The 14,565-nt window shown below is 75.3% G+C and carries 14 protein-coding genes; 4 read left to right on the top strand and 10 right to left on the bottom strand.

Annotated elements, in window-relative coordinates; all coding sequences use genetic code 11:
* Position 1 precedes the first annotated feature (1 nt).
* The 5 genes from Q0789_RS06105 to Q0789_RS06085 form a co-directional block, all read right to left on the bottom strand.
* Positions 2–2,089, bottom strand: coding sequence for an AAA family ATPase (locus tag Q0789_RS06105; RefSeq protein ID WP_298803163.1), 2,088 nt, complete (start codon positions 2,087–2,089; stop codon positions 2–4).
* A gap of 79 nt (positions 2,090–2,168) precedes the next feature.
* On the bottom strand, positions 2,169–3,635 hold the full coding sequence (locus Q0789_RS06100) for an HNH endonuclease signature motif containing protein (RefSeq protein WP_298803161.1): 1,467 nt from the start codon (positions 3,633–3,635) through the stop codon (positions 2,169–2,171).
* 248 nt (positions 3,636–3,883) lie between these two features.
* The gene (locus Q0789_RS06095; RefSeq protein WP_298803158.1) at positions 3,884–4,165 is read right to left on the bottom strand and encodes a YrhK family protein; all 282 of its coding nucleotides are present in this window, start codon (positions 4,163–4,165) and stop codon (positions 3,884–3,886) included.
* A gap of 107 nt (positions 4,166–4,272) precedes the next feature.
* Complete coding sequence (locus Q0789_RS06090; protein WP_298803156.1) at positions 4,273–5,217, bottom strand: siderophore-interacting protein; 945 nt, start codon at positions 5,215–5,217, stop codon at positions 4,273–4,275.
* Positions 5,218–5,281: 64 nt separating this feature from the next.
* A complete protein-coding gene (locus Q0789_RS06085; RefSeq protein ID WP_298803153.1) occupies positions 5,282–6,202 on the bottom strand; it encodes a glycosyltransferase in 921 nt (306 codons plus the stop codon).
* A gap of 187 nt (positions 6,203–6,389) precedes the next feature.
* On the opposite strand from Q0789_RS06085, the gene Q0789_RS06080 reads away from it, so the two are divergent.
* From Q0789_RS06080 to Q0789_RS06070, 3 genes are read left to right on the top strand one after another with little or no spacing between them, the layout of a single operon-like run.
* Entirely contained in the window at positions 6,390–6,587 is a 198-nt protein-coding gene (locus tag Q0789_RS06080; protein ID WP_171204368.1) for a DUF2795 domain-containing protein, read from the top strand.
* An 8-nt stretch (positions 6,588–6,595) separates the two neighbouring features.
* A complete protein-coding gene (locus Q0789_RS06075) occupies positions 6,596–7,660 on the top strand; it encodes an NAD-dependent epimerase/dehydratase family protein (protein WP_298803150.1) in 1,065 nt (354 codons plus the stop codon).
* Positions 7,661–7,666: 6 nt separating this feature from the next.
* Positions 7,667–8,830 (top strand): putative manganese transporter, encoded by a 1,164-nt coding sequence (locus Q0789_RS06070; protein WP_298803148.1) that lies wholly within the window; start codon positions 7,667–7,669, stop codon positions 8,828–8,830.
* Between the two features lie 95 nt (positions 8,831–8,925).
* Here the strand turns inward: Q0789_RS06070 and Q0789_RS06065 are convergent, their stop codons facing one another.
* Positions 8,926–9,804 carry a fructosamine kinase family protein gene (locus Q0789_RS06065; protein ID WP_298803146.1) on the bottom strand — a complete coding sequence of 293 codons (879 nt, stop codon included), beginning with the start codon at positions 9,802–9,804 and terminating at the stop codon, positions 8,926–8,928.
* Between the two features lie 165 nt (positions 9,805–9,969).
* Positions 9,970–10,344: a hypothetical protein gene (locus Q0789_RS06060; protein ID WP_298803144.1), complete on the bottom strand. Its 375-nt coding sequence runs from the start codon at positions 10,342–10,344 to the stop codon at positions 9,970–9,972.
* A 165-nt stretch (positions 10,345–10,509) separates the two neighbouring features.
* Here Q0789_RS06060 and Q0789_RS06055 point away from each other — a divergent pair, with 165 nt between their 5' ends.
* A complete protein-coding gene (locus tag Q0789_RS06055) occupies positions 10,510–11,775 on the top strand; it encodes a cation:proton antiporter (RefSeq protein WP_298803142.1) in 1,266 nt (421 codons plus the stop codon).
* On the opposite strand, the gene Q0789_RS06050 is transcribed toward Q0789_RS06055, so the two are convergent.
* The 3 genes from Q0789_RS06050 to Q0789_RS06040 form a co-directional block, all read right to left on the bottom strand.
* Entirely contained in the window at positions 11,750–12,685 is a 936-nt protein-coding gene (locus tag Q0789_RS06050) for a DNA-3-methyladenine glycosylase (RefSeq protein WP_298803140.1), read from the bottom strand. The two genes, Q0789_RS06055 and Q0789_RS06050, sit on opposite strands and share 26 nt — an antisense overlap.
* Positions 12,682–13,713 carry a glycosyltransferase family 9 protein gene (locus tag Q0789_RS06045; protein ID WP_298803138.1) on the bottom strand — a complete coding sequence of 344 codons (1,032 nt, stop codon included), beginning with the start codon at positions 13,711–13,713 and terminating at the stop codon, positions 12,682–12,684. The genes Q0789_RS06050 and Q0789_RS06045 overlap by 4 nt, the downstream gene beginning before the upstream one ends.
* A 155-nt stretch (positions 13,714–13,868) precedes the next feature.
* Positions 13,869–14,564 (bottom strand): SDR family oxidoreductase, encoded by a 696-nt coding sequence (locus Q0789_RS06040; RefSeq protein ID WP_366917661.1) that lies wholly within the window; start codon positions 14,562–14,564, stop codon positions 13,869–13,871.
* Between the last annotated feature and the right edge of the window lies 1 nt (position 14,565).

Below are 14,565 nucleotides of genomic sequence, written 5' to 3'. Positions count from 1 at the left end.
CTTATGGCCTGATCCTGTCAATCACCGATTGCATGCCTGCAGGTTGATGGCCAGCATCGACCATCTTGTCCAACACTAGATTCCTAAATGCCTCATAGTTGGCGCTCCCGCCCAAATGTTGACCAACGAAGGCCTTGAGTAGTCGGCGGCCCGGGAACTCCTTGATCCAAGAGTCATCGGCTAGCCAATCACGCACCTCCCTGTCGAAGGTCCGAGCCATTTTTTGCAGTGCCTCTCGATTGGTCAGCTGCTCGCGGGCCTTGTCGAGGCGACTGAAAGTTGCCGTGATTGAGGGCATTAGTGCGTCGGCGGGGTCGGGGGACGACGGGCCCCGCACTTGGATGGAAGCAACGAGTGCGTCATTCGCCCAGGCCTGTAGCCTCTCCATAACCTGGTCGGAGACGAGTTGTTCAGCACACACCCGTAGGTGAGCTAGGACGTCGTCGTCGTTTGAAAAGGGATCCCGCGCCAAAAGAGCCACAGCGGCCGCTCGAATAAACTTCGGCTCGAGTAGGTAGTTCTCGATATGGTAGACATCCCATGAGAAGTGCCTCGCCCCAACCTCCGCGGCAGTGTAGGCCGCGGAGTCCTTGTCCGTAATGGCGTAGAAGCGATCAGCCAGGCCGATGTCTTGTGCTGTCTGGCTCAGGACTTCTCGAAGGTCCCGCACGCGCTTCTTGCTGCCCCCGCTGACGAGGTTGACGCGCCCGGCGAATGCCGGGAATAGGCGCGAGGTAATCAGCACGTCTATCTCAGTGTCTCCACCACCCTCGAAGAGGACGACTGCGCCCTGTGGGCGGTACGTTGCCAGGTCGCCAACGAGGTCGATAATCGCCTGTTCGGCTTCAGAGTCCGCTAGCACAGGGATGGCTTGATTTCCCGTGCTGGGCTCGCTGGCCGTGGTCATGTGAAAGACGCTAAAATTACCGTTGCCTACCGCCTGACGGAGTAGGGCGTCCGAATGCGTTACTAGCCACAGTTGGTTGCCTTGGGCGCGACCGAGGTGCCGGTGGTAGAAATCGGGAAAACCTTGTAGTAATCCCGGGTTGAGATGAAGTTCGGGTTCGTCCAATAGAATCGTGGAGTTACGCGGCGTAGAGGCCTTCAGGCGTAGGTAGCCGTAGACGACCTCCTTCTCTCCTGAACTTAAGTCATTAATGTCGTGCAACTGGCCCGCTCTGGTCCGCACGGGAAAGGACAACGTGCCGTTGGCCTGGGCCTGCACTCCCAGGTACTCTTTGTCGGGGAAGAAGGTCGCGAACAGCTCCTTCAGTGTCTCGTTCAGGTCGGAGACGCTTGATCCAGTACCGGATTCCCGTGCGATTAACTCACGAATGTAGGTGGCCGCTAGTTCCGTCTTAACGTTGGCGTACTTGCCCTGCCAGTTATACAAGGACTGGCTGCGTCGCTGACTTTCTACCTGACGAGCATCCAGGTTGACGCCGCCGACGGTCTCCCGCTGGTAGCTCCTCGAGGCGCTGTGGTAGTCCAATATGCCTAGGTGGTCCGGGTCGAATATCTGAAACACCATTTCCATGACAGGGCACGGCAGCGCCTGTAGTGAGAAGTCTGGGGAGATGGTCAGTCGTAGTTCGTAGTTCTCTGCGTCAAGAGCCGCGCGCAGTTGTGCTGCTCGTTCGCTGATGCGTTGCGCGACCTGCGTGCCATACTGGCGATATTGAGTGGCGATAGCCGTCGTTGAGTAGGCGTAGTTCTCCAGCGACTGGCCCGTTACCTCCGCCCACACTAGGGGTTCAAGAGCAGACTCAGCGTTCCCCGTTAGATACCCCTTCTCCTCGTCCGACAGTTGCACCGTTGCGGTGATGCTCACTTCTCGTGTCGGTTCGCGGAAGAGTCGGGCTAATTCTCGCCGGTCGTTCAGATTGATCTGGAACTCACCGAACCACTGCATGTACTCGTTGGCCTGGTATCCACCATAAACAGATTTAATAAGCCGCAGCGCGTCGAAGACGCATGATTTTCCGCTACCGTTTGGACCTGCAATGACGATGAAGTCAGTAAGGTTGAGCAATTCCATGGCCTCGATCGCGCGAAAATTGCTGACCTTTAGAGCGCTAAAGCGCACCATGTCGTCTCTCTCCTGTGGGTCACGGGCATACTGAAGGGGGGTGGCGGAAAGTGAGTCGCTCTTCGAGGCAACGAAGAGGCTAGCTGTGACCGTCGGGCCGTGTAGCGGTTTCGCAATCTGTGTAAGCGCGCCGGCGCCACGCGTCGACGACGCGGTCGACCCGTTCTCGCCAGGGCGGGGGCGGGACGTGGGGATCGCTGCTGTCCGGCGGGTGCCAGACGACCTGGGTGCCGCGCAGCTCGCCGCGCCAGCCCTGGCGGTGGACGAGGCGGTGGTGGTGGCCGCAGAGGCAGGTGCCGTTGCGCTCGCTGGTCGACCCGCCGCGGGAGTACTCGGTGACGTGGTGGACGTGGCACCACTCGGCGGGGCGGGTGCAGGAGCCGAAGGTGCAGGTCTGGTCCCGCAGCCGGATGGCGGTGCGGATGGCCTCGGGCCACGCGTAGACGGAGCGGCCGACGTCGAGCGGTCGTCCCTCCGCCGTCGTGAGGACGGGCACGAGCTGCGCGTCGCACGCGAGCAGGCCCGCCGTCTCGCCGGAGACGGGGTGGCCGCCGGGCAGGTGGCCAGGAGCGGCGCCGGGTGCCGCGGGGTCGAGAAGGGTCGCCAGCGGCACCGTGACCAGCAGTCGCGGCCGTGAGGACGAGGACCCGGCGCGGCCGGCGAGGTGGGCGTCGGCGACGGTGAGCAGCGCGTCGGCCAGCCGTCGGGCGTGCGAGCGGGTGTCCGGGGTGCCGTCGGACGCGGGCCGGGGGGTGGAGAGCGGCTCGAGAGCGGCCATGAGGGTCGCGCCGCCGACCGGGTCGAGGACGCCGGACAGGAGCCAGGCGCCGTCGTCGGTCTGGGTGCACCGGACCTGCCGCTGGTCCTCCTGGCGCGCCTCGGTGCGGGCGAGGTCGTCGTCGGCACCCGGGTCCAGGCGGGCGGTGAGGTGGCGGCCCACGCGGGCGAGCTGCCGCGGGTCGAGGTGGCGGGCCTGCTCGACGAGGAAGGCCTGGGCGTCTGCTCGGGTCGCGGGGTCGACGTCGGGGTGCAGGCGCAGCAGGGCGGTGCGGATGACGCCGGCGTGGTCGCCCGTCAGGTCGCCGCACGCGAGGGCGGTGCGGGTCGGGGCGAGGTCGGTGTCGAGCGCGACGGCGAGGTCGACCCGACGGCGGGCGTGCTCGGCGCGGGTGGTCGTGGCGCCGACGAGCCAGTCGGCGGTCGACGGTGCCCCGGACGCGCGTCCGACGCGGCGCTCCTCGGCGGTGGACAGCAGGCGCAGGCGGACGGCGTCGAGACGGGACGCCAGGCGCTCGAGGCCGACCACCGCGGCGCGGACCTCGTCGTCAGTGCACCGCCAGGTCTCGGCGGCGAGCAGGGCGTCGAGGGTCGCGGTCAGGGCCGCGAGACCGTCGGCGACCGTGGCGCCGTCCTGCCCGGCGGCAGGCTCAGCGTCGGGCTCGGTGGTCGGGTCGGGGGTCGGAGCGGGAGCGTTGGGAGGGCTCGTCGGTGCGGGCGGGGCGGGCTGCTCGCCCGTCCCGTCGCGTCCGCCGTCCTCGACCGCCACGGGGACGACGCTAGGGGCGACCACCGACAACCGAGCCCTCGCTGCAGGCCCCTGACCTGCGACGATGCCCTGTCACTCGAACGTGCGTACGACGACCATCCGAACGAGTCGGCTCGCGTCGACCGCGGACATCAGGGGCGTCGTGACGGCGCGTCGGCCCTCGAGGTCCGCGGCCGCGTCGGTCCGACGGCGTGACGCCCCGCCGAGCCCGCGGCGGCTCGGTCCGCGCCGGCGCCGCCGTCCCCGGGTCAGTACTCGGCGCCGCTGTCGAGCGGCGAGCCGTGCCGACGCTGCAGGTGGATCTTGCGCGCGAGGCGGATGGCGGGGCGGGCGAGGAACTGGAGGCTGCCGACGAGGAAGAACCACGTGCCGGCGTACGTCGTCGACTCCCAGAAGAAGAGGATGCTGCCGATGACGAACCACAGCGCCATGAGGACGTCGTTGAGGATGCTCAGCAGCTCGTAGCGCTGCCGGAGCACGAGCTCGTCGCGGCCGATGCGCAGGTGCAGGTCGTCGCCGGAGCGGGACACGGGTCCTCCAGGGTGGTGCGGGCGGGAGCGGCCCATGCTGGGGGCGCGACGGCGGGCGGGCCAGTCGCGCAGCGGAGGCCCAGCGCGACGGACGGCGCCGCCCGGCCTCAGCCCGGGAGCGGCGTCGTCGGCCGCAGCCGCCGCACGCCGGGGGCGTTCTTCGAGGCGCCGACCTTCCAGTAGCCCTTGGCGTGCACCCGTTGCGGGTCGACGCGCCGCACCTCCGAGAGGTGGCGCTGCAGGCGCCGCACCGCGCCGGACTCGGCGGCCAGCAGGACCTGCACCTGCTCGCCGTCGCCCGCGGGCCAGTCCAGCCCGGTCACGGCGGCCTCGAGGGGCTGGCCGGAGACGGCGACGTCCGGCCCGCGGTGCACCCAGCGCCACTCCACGTCGGCGGCCGTGGCCACCTCCTGCTCCTCGGCGGCGTCCGCGACCTCGACGACGGCGACCGCTCGCGCGCCCGGGGGCAGCGCCTCGACGACGGCGGCGACGGCGGGCAGGCCCGTCGCGTCGGCGAGGAGGAGGTGGACGTCCGTCGTCGGCAGCGCCCGGTAGCCCGACGACGGCCCGGAGGCGCCGACGGTGTCGCCCGGCCGCGCGGCCTGCGCCCAGCTCGAGGCGAGCCCGCCCTCGTGGAGGACGACGTCGACGTCGACCTCGCCCGCCGCGGGGTCCCCGGCACGGGCACCCTCCCCGGCGCGGGCGCGCCGCACGGTGTACGACCGCCGCGCGCAGACGGCGAGCTCGTCCAGACCGGGGGAGCCCGCGCCCGGCGCGGGGAACGCCATCTTGACCTTCGCGCCCGGCGCCGCGTCCGTGAACACCGCCGGGTCCGCCCCGCCGAGGACGACGCGCAGCATCTGCGGCGTCACGGTCTCCGTCCGGACGACGTGCAGCAGGTGCAGGCCGTGCGCGGGCACGTGGCGCGGCCCCGGACCGGTCGAGGAGCCGGTCGGCGTGCCGGCCGACGGCCCGGCCGAGGACGCGCTCGCGGGCTGGGCGCCGGCGGGCGGCTCGTCGTCGGGGGAGGGCGCGGCGGTGCGGTCGGACACGGCGACGACGCTACCCGCGCCGCCGACGTCCTCCTCCGGAGGAGGACCTCGGACCTCGTGCGCCTCAGCCCCCCTGCCGCAGCGCCCGGATGCCGGCCTCGACGGCGGGCGGGTTGGGCCGCCGCGCCCGCAGGGCGGCCCGCAGGGACGGCAGCGCCCGGCGCACGGCCTCGGGGTGCGAGCGCAGCGTCGTCACGAGGCTCCGCGCCACGGCCGGCCAGGGGCGGCGCATGACGGCGGTGAGCAGCGCGGCGCGGGCGATGCGGACCTGGCGCTCGCGGGGGGCGTCCCGCGACGGCGAGGGGTGGTGGTGGACGACGAGGTCCTCGACGTACGCGAGCCCGTGACCGGCGGCCGCCAGGTCGTAGGACAGCCGCTCCTCCTCGCCGGGGAAGAACACGACGTCGTCGAACCCCCCGGCCTCGAGGAAGGCGTCGCGGCGGACCATCGCGGCGCACGCGACGAAGCCGAGCAGCGACGGGCCGGGCAGGTCGTCGTCCGTGCCGAGCGCGGAGCGCGCCATGAGGTCGCCGATGCCGTCGGGCCGCTCCTCCGGGCCGACGAGGATCCGCCCGCACACGAGGGCCAGCCGCGGGGAGGCGTCGAAGAGGTCGGCGCCGCGCTCGAGCATCCCCGGCGCCCACCAGGAGTCGTCGTCGGCGAAGGCCACGTACGGGGTCCGCGCCCGCTCGACGCCGATGGTGCGCGCCGCGGCGCCGCGGTTGGCCGGCAGCGCGACGACGTCGACGTGCGGCAGCTGCTCGCGCACGGCCTCGACCGTGCCGTCGGTGCTGCCGTTGTCGACGAGCACGACGGGGCCCTCGTGCCGGCGCAGGCTCGCCAGCAGCTCCTCGCGCCGGTTCATGCTCGCCACGACGACGGTGGTCCGCGCGCCGCGGCGGGCCCCGCCCCGACCGGCGGGGGCGGCGGCGGGGGTGCTCGCCGGAGCGGCAGGGGCGGGCTCGGGAGGGGGAGGCGTGCTCACGGGCCGCGACGCTAGCGGGGGGCCGCCGCGCGCCCGTCGGGAGGAGGCGGCAGAGTGTCCGCGCCGGCCCCCGCGCGGGGCCGCGGGCGCGCACCGGCGCGACCCGTGCGACGTCCGGGCCAGCGCGCCCGGGCGAGGCGGAGACACCGGCGCCGACCCCTCGGCGCCCGACCACGCTGGAGGAGCCATGGCGAACCGCCCCAACCCGATCGAGCTGCAGAAGCACCTGTCGGGCCTGGACTACCCGGCCGGCAAGGACGCCATCGTCAAGAAGGCCGAGGACAGCGGCGCCCCCGACGACGTGCTCGAGGCGCTGCGCGGCATCCCGGACCGCGAGTACGAGGGCCCGAGCGGCGTCAGCTCCGCCTTCTCCGACCAGGCCTGAGAGCCCGCGTGAGCGACCTGACCTCGATCGCCCCGGTGACGACCCGCCCCGACCCGCCGCGGCGGGCGGTCGTCACCGGGGCGGCCGGCTTCCTCGGCAGCCACCTCGTCGAGGAGCTGCTCTCCCGCGGCACCGAGGTCGTGGGCCTCGACAGCTTCCTCACCGGGACGCCGGCCAACCTCGCGCACGTCGTCGAGCACCCCGGACTGCGGCTGGTGCGGTGCGACATCACCGACTACGTGCACGTGCCGGGGGACGTCGACCTCGTCCTGCACTTCGCGTCGCCGGCCTCGCCGGTGGACTACCTCAAGCTGCCCATCGAGACGCTCAAGGTCGGCTCGATCGGCACGATGCACGCCCTCGGGCTCGCGAAGGACAAGGGCGCCCGCTTCGTGCTGGCGTCCACCTCCGAGGTCTACGGCGACCCGCAGGTGCACCCGCAGCCCGAGGAGTACTGGGGCCACGTCAACCCCGTCGGCCCGCGCGGCGTCTACGACGAGGCCAAGCGCTACGCCGAGGCGCTGACGACGGCGTACCGCACCTCTCACGGCGTCGACACGGGCATCGTGCGGATCTTCAACACCTTCGGCCCGCGGATGCGGCCCCACGACGGTCGGGCCATCCCCACCTTCGTGCGGCAGGCGCTCGCCGGGGAGCCCGTCACGGTGGCGGGCGACGGCCTGCAGACACGCTCGGTCTGCTACGTCGACGACCTCGTCCGCGGCATCCTGCTGCTCGCCTCCTCCGGCCACGCCGGGCCGCTGAACATCGGCAACCCGCACGAGCTGACCGTGCGGCGCATCGCCGAGGACGTCATCGCCGCCACCGGGTCCCCCTCCGAGCTCGCCTTCGTCGGGCGCCCGGTCGACGACCCGCAGGTCCGCCGCCCCGACACGCGCCTCGCGGCCGAGGCGCTCGGGTGGGCGCCGGAGGTCGCGTGGGAGGACGGGCTCGCCCGCACCGTCGCGTGGTTCCGCGAGGCCCTCGCGGACGGCGGCACGGGCCCCGTCGCGGCGGGGTCCCGTGACGGCGCCGGCGGCGTGCCCGCCGGAGCGGTGCCCGCGGGCGCCTGACCGGCGGTGCCCCTCCTCGAGCGGCTGGCCACCGCCCTGGCGGACGCGTTCCTCCAGGTCGGGGTCCCCGTGGCCGTGCTCGTGGCCGCCTTCGGGTGGCTGCAGGTGCGCCACGGGGACCGGCTGCTCGACCTCCTCGCCCGCCGGGCGCGCTGGGCGCCGGCCGTGGGCGCGCTGCTCGGCGTCTCGCCCGGCTGCGCCGGGGCGATCCTCGTCGTCCCCCTCTTCCTGCGCGGGTCCGTCTCCTTCGGGACGGTCGTCGCCGCCCTCGTCGCGACGATGGGCGACTCCTCGTGGGTGATCATCGCGGGCGAGCCCGTGACGGCCCTCGTCGTCCACGCGGTGCTCCTCGTGACCGGCGTCGTCACCGGCTACGTCGTCGACGCCGTGGGCCTCGGTCCCTCGCCGGAGGACCTCGCCGCCGAGCGGGCCGTGCCGGCCGTGCGCCGGGCCGCGGCGACGACGAGCGGGGGCCCCTGGCGCCGGCTCGCCCTCCGCGCGGGCCCGGTCGGCGTGACGGCGTCACCACCGCCGTCCGGGCCGCCCCCGCTCCGAGCTTCGGCACCCGCCGAGCGGCTGGAGCCGCTGGACCGGGTCTTCTGGGCGGTGGTCCTGCTGTCGGTGCCGGCCGCCGTCGCCGTCGCGGCGCAGGCGCGCACCGGGCCGCTGGCCGCCCTGGGTGGCGTCGACCCGCTGCTCGTCCTGGGCGTCCTCGGCTCGCTCGTCTGCGGCGCCGTCCTGCTGGCCCGCCGCGGCGGGCGCGAGCGCCTGGCCGCCGACGTGCGCACGCCGGCGGAGGTGCTGCGCCGCGGCGCCGCCGAGACGTCCGTCATCGTCGGGTGGGTGGCCGCCGTCTTCGTCGGCTGGGAGGTGCTCTCGGGCGCCACCGGCTTCGACGGCTCGCAGCTGCCGCTCGTCGGCGTCGCCGGCGTCGTCGTCGGGGCCCTCGTCGGGCTCGTGCCCGGCTGCGCCGTCCAGATCGTCCTGACGTCGCTCTACCTCACGGGGGCGGTGCCCTTCGCGACGCTGCTGGCCAACGCCGTGAGCCAGGACGGCGACGCGCTCATCCCGCTGCTGGCGCTGCGACGCCGCTCGGCGGTCCTCGCGAGCGCCGTCACGGTGGTGCCGGCCCTCGTCGTCGGGGGCGTCGCCCTCCTCGTCACCGGCTGACGCCGGGCCTCCCCGTCCTCCCCGTCCTCCCCGTCCTCCCCGTCCTCCCCGTCCTCCCCGTCCTCCCCGTCCTCCGCTTCTCCTCGCCGTCGCCGTCAGAGCCCGGTGCGGGCCGCCTCGCCCGCCGCGGGCCCGTACGGGCCGCCGAAGAGCGCGGCGTGGACGAGGAGCGGCACGAGCTGGTGCAGCGCGACCCGCCCCTCCCACCCGTCGGCGAGGGGGTGGGCCTCCTCGTAGGCGGCCACGAGCCGGGGCGGGAGCCCGCCGAAGAGGTCGAGGAGCGCGAGGTCGGCCTCGCGGTGCCCGCCGAGCGCGGACGGGTCGAGCAGCCACCGGCGGCCGTCCCGGGCGCGGACGACGTTGCCCCACCACAGGTCCCCGTGGCACCGGCTCGGCGGCTCCGGCGGGCCCATGACCTCCTCGGCGCGGGCGGCGGCGCCCTCGACGGCGGCGAGGTCGCGCGGCGCGAGCCGCCCGCGGTCGGTCGCCAGCCGGGCCAGCGGCAGCACCCGCTGCTGCGCCCAGAAGGCCGGCCACGACGACGTCGGCTCCACGGGCACCCGCAGCGACCCCAGGTGCGGCGACGCGCCCCCGGGCACGGCGCCGAAGGCGTCGGCGCCCGCGTCGTGCAGCGCGGCCAGCTCGCGGCCGAAGCGCTCGAGGCCCTCGTCGTCGGACGCCGCGCTCCCGGCGACGTCGACCAGCTCGAGCGCCAGCACCTGCCCCTGCGCCGCGACGACCTCGGGCACGGGCGGCCCGCCGTCGGCCCCGGCCAGCCAGCGCAGCCCCGCGGCCTCCGAGGCGACCATCTCCGCGCCGTCCTCACGGGCGTAGCGCTTGACGAAGAGGCGCCGCCCGTCGGCCAGCCGCACCTCCTCCGAGGCGCCGATGTCGCCGCCGCCGAGGCGGCGGCGCTCCACCACCTCGCCGAGCTCGGTGGGGAGGTCGTCGTGCGTCGTCTCGCGGGAGGCCATCGGTCCATCCTGGGGACGGCGGCGGCGCACGTCGCGCCGGAGGACGAGGCGACGGACCCCCACGGCTCCTGACGACGGACCTGGTCGACGCGGGGGACCGTGCACGGTCACCTCCGTCGACCAGGTGCCGGACCCGCCGGCGGGGCGCGGCCGTCCTCGCCCCCCTCAGCGCGGGGGCCGCTTGGCGGGCTTGCCGCGCCAGGCGAGGCTGCGGGCGTCGAGCTCGGCGACGAGGTCGGCGCCCTCGGCGTCCATCCGCTCGGCCAGCACGACGGCGCGGGCCAGGTCGTCGGGCGCCAGGCGCGCGTAGGCCGCGCCGCGCCCGGCCGGCAGCACGGTGCGCCAGGCACCGCCGAGGGTGTTGTCGAGCACGACACGGCCCACGCAGTGGTCGACCTGCACGGCCCACCCCTCCGCCCGCCCCCGCCGCGGCAGGACGTCGAGGACGAGCTCCCGGTAGCGCGCGAGCAGGCGGTCGCGGTCGGCGTCCGCCGTCGCCCGCGCCGACCGGTCCCCGTCCACGCCCACGTCACCACCCACCGCACGACCGTGCCCCGGGGCACGGGCCTGCCGCCACCCGGACCCGCCGCCGCGCCGCCGCGCCGCCGCGCCGCCACGCCGGCCCGCCGCGACGGCGCCACCGGCCCGGGTCGGCGCGACGGCGCCACCGGGCCGGGTCGGCGGGTCTGCGCCAGCCTGGCGGGCGTGACCGCCCTCCTCGTCGCCTTCGCGGCCGTCCTGCTCGTGGCCGTGCTGCTCTCCAACCTGGCGCGACGCACCGTGCTGTCCACGGCCGTCCTCTTCCTCGCGGCGGGCTTCCTGCTCGGCAGCGGCGTGACCGACGTCCTGCCCCTGGCCCCGGAGGACGACGTCGTCGGGACCCTCGCCGAGCTGGCGCTCTTCGCCGTCCTCTTCTCCGACGGGATGCGGGCGGGCTGGTCGGACCTGCGGTCCGCGTGGCGCCTGCCCGGGCGGGCGCTCGTCCTCGGGCTGCCGCTCACCCTCGGCGTGACGGCGGTGCTGGCCCACCTGCTCACCGACCTCTCGTGGGTCGAGTCCCTCCTGCTCGGCGCCGTCCTCGCCCCGACGGACCCGGTGTTCGCGGCGGCGCTCGTCGGCAACGAGAAGGTGCCCCAGCGGCTGCGGCACCTCCTCAACGTCGAGTCCGGCCTCAACGACGGCCTCGCCCTGCCCTTCGTCCTCGTGCTGCTGTCCGTGGCCTCGGGCGCGGAGGACCTCGACCTCGGCACGCTGGCAGGAGAGCTCGCCGTCGGCCTGGCCATCGGCGTCGTCGTCCCGCTCGTGGCGCTCAAGCTCGAGGCGACGCGCTTCTTCGCGGCCTCGCACGACTACCAGCCGCTGACGGCCGTGGCGATCGGCCTGCTGGTCCTCGGGCTGGGGCAGGCCACCCACGGCAACCTCTTCCTCGCCGCCTTCGCCGCCGGCGTGACGACGGCGACCGTCTCGCCGCGCCACCACGAGGCCTTCGAGGAGTTCGGCGAGCTCGTCTCCGAGCTGCTCAAGCTGGCGGCGCTGCTCGTCTTCGGGGCGCTCGTCTCCCCGCAGTTCCTCGGCGAGATCCCCGTGCTCGGCTGGGTGCTCGCCGTGGCGGTCATCGTCGTCGCCCGCCCCGTAGCCCTCTTCCCCTCCTTCCTCGGCACCGGCCTGCCGGTGCGCGAGCAGGTCGCGGCCGCCTGGTTCGGGCCCAAGGGCTTCGCGTCCGTCGTCTACGGGCTCCTCGTGCTCGGCTCGGGCATCCCGGCGAGCCAGGAGCTCTTCCACCTCGTGGCGCTGACGATCGTGCTGTCGGTCCTCGCCCACTCCTCGACCGACGTCCTCGTCGCGCGCTGGTTCGAGGGCGGCAGCAGTGTTAGGGGCAGCAGTGACGGGGGGAGCGGCGAGGGGGAGAGCGGCGGCAGCGGGAGCGGGGAGGCCCGGGGCGAGGTCAGCGACCGACCGGCAGCGCGTTGATCGGGTGCGGCAGCGCGCCCCACAGGTGCTGCAGGGCGTAGCCGCGCACGGGGGACCAGGCGCTCGACCGGCGCTCGAGGGCCCGGGCGTCGTCGGCCAGGCCGAGGTCGCGCGCGGCGGCGAGCGCGCCGAGGTCGCCCGGCAGGAAGGCGTCGTCGTCGCCGAGCCCGCGCAGGGCGACGGTCGAGGCCGTCCACGGGCCCACGCCGGGCAGCGCCCGCAGGGCGGCGAGGTGCTCCTCGCGCACCGGCGCGGCGGGTCGGCCGGGCGGCAGCGCGAGCAGCCCCTCGGCCAGGGCGGCGACGAGGCCGAGGAGGGTCCGCTGCCGCGTCCGGGGCAGCGCCAGCTCGGCGGCCGCCACCGCGGTGAGCTGCTCCGGCGTCGGGAAGAGGTGCGTGACGCCCGCCACCGGCTCCGGGAGCGGCGTGCCGTGGGCGGCGACGAGCCGACCGGTGTGGGTGCGCGCCGCCGCCGTGCTCACCTGCTGGCCGAGCACGGCCCGCACGGCCGTCTCCGCCGCTCCGGCCGAGCGGGGCACCCGCCTCCCGGGGCCCGCCGCGACGAGCGGGGCCAGCGCCGCGTCGCGCACGAGGACGGGGTCGACGGCGGCCGGGTCGACGTCGAGGTCGAGCCACCAGCGGACGGCGGCCACCGCCGCGGGCAGGTCGGCCGGGGATCCGCTCAGGAGCGCCACGACGACGGCGTCCTCGTCCGGCCCCGGCGGGGCGACGCGGACGACGCCCGGTCCACCGGGCAGCGCGAGGCTGCGGACGAGCGCCCCGTCGGTCCACGCCTCGACCCCGGGGACGGCCGTCGCCGCGAGGTGGCCGAACAGCTGCGGCGCGTGCAGCGGCGGCGTGAAGGCGACCCTCGCCGCGGCGAGGGGCTGCGCCGCGGTCGCCTCGCTCACGCGGCCGGCCGGGACGGCAGCGCCCGCAGGGCGGCGAGGACGTCGTCCACCCCGGTGCGCGCGAGCACCGGGTCGACGGCGTCGGCGTGCGGGTCGCCGCGGTAGCCCGCGTCCGGCGCCGGCCAGAGGACGGCGTGCCGGTCCCGGTCCACCGCCGGCCCCCACGCGGCCGGTGACGTCGGCCCGAACAGGAGCACCGAGGGCGTGCGCAGGGCGGTCGCCAGGTGCGCCACGCCCGTGTCCCCGCAGACGAGCGCGCGGGCGCGCGCCACCAGGTCGGCCAGCTGCTCGAGGTCGCAGCGGCCCGCCAGGTCGACGAGGGGTCCCGCGTCGTCGTCGGGCCCTCCGGTGCGGGCGGCTCCGGCGCTCGCCGCCCGCGTCCGACGGACGACCTCCCCCGTGAGCTCCGTCTCGGCGCCCGCGCCCGTGAGCACGACCCGGTGGCCGTCCGCCAGGAGCCGGGCGGCCAGCGCCGCCCACCGGTCGACCGGCCACCGGCGTGAGCCCGACGCGGCGCCCGGGTGCAGGACGACCGCCCCCGCGAGACGGCGGAGGTCGTCGCCCACCCCGGTCCCGTCCGCGCCCGAGACCTCGCCGGCGCCCGCCCGCGGACCCGCGCCCGTGCCGACCCCGGGGCCCGCGGGGGGCAGCACGAGGTCGTCCGCCGAGCACGGCCCGCCGGCGGCGACGACGAGGCGCACCCACCGGTCGACCTCCGCCGCGTCGCCGTCCCACTCCGGACCGTCCTCGAGACCGGCTGCAGCGCAGCGGTGCCCGACGAGGAGCGCTCCGGCGGTGCCCCGCTCGTCGAGCACGGTGCGCAGGGCGCGGGCGCTCTGCGGCCCTCGGCCGTGGAGGTTGGCGGCGAGGTCGACGCAGCGCCCCGGGGGCAGGACGTCGGGGGAGGCACGCAGCGCACCGGCGACCGCGGCCTCGTCGAGGGCGCGCACGCCCTCCACGGGCAGCACTCGGTCCACGACGCCCCGGCGCCGCAGCAGCTCACCGGGCCCCGGCGGGCCCGCCAGCACGAGCAGGTGGTCGGGACGCGCCCGCCGCAGCCCGCGCAGGGCGGGGACGCCCGCGAGGGCGTCCCCGAGGCCCAGCGCGCGCAGCGCCAGGACGACCCGCGGCCCGGCCGCCCCGGACGGCGGCGCCGTCGGGGCGGCGGGCGCGGGGCCGGGCGTCAGGGCCAGGACGGCTCCGTCGAGACGGTGACGACCATCTCGCGCACCTCGGTGCCGACGGGCTGGCGCAGCGCGTGGACCACGGAGTGGGCGACGACGCGCGGGTCCATGAGGTCGGCGTCCGGGCCGGGCTTGTACTGCTCGGTGCGGCCGTCGAAGAACTTCGTGCGCATCCCGGCGGGCACGAGCATCGTCACGCCGACCTCGCCGGCCAGCTCGAGCTGGAGGGCGCGGGTGAGGCCGACGACGCCGAACTTGCTGGCGCAGTAGGCGGTCGCGTCGCTCGCCGCGCGCAGCCCGAGCGAGCTCGACACGGTGACGACGACGCCGCGGGAGGCCTTGAGGTGGGGCAGGCACGCGCGCACCGCGGCGGCCGTGCCGACGAGGTTGACGCCGACGACCTGCGCCCAGCGCTCGGCGGGCACGTCCTCGAGGCGGCCGACGGCGTCGGTGCCCGCGGCGGTGACGACGGCCGTCGGCGGGCCCACCTGCTCGACGAGCTCGGCGACGGCGCGCTCGACCGAGGCCGCGTCGGAGACGTCGGCGACGGCGTGCGGGGCGCCCGAGGCGGGCGCGTCGCGGTCGACGACGGCGGCGGTGCCGCCGAGGGCGGTGACGACCTCGACGACGGCCGCGCCGAGGCCGGACGAGCCGCCCGTGACGTAGACGACGCCCAGCTCGCGCTGACCGGCCATG

The organism is uncultured Pseudokineococcus sp., assembly GCF_947499845.1.
GTDB lineage: Bacteria > Actinomycetota > Actinomycetes > Actinomycetales > Quadrisphaeraceae > Pseudokineococcus.
Note: the sequence above shows the minus strand (reverse complement) of the source record. Positions and strands in the feature narration are given on the sequence as shown.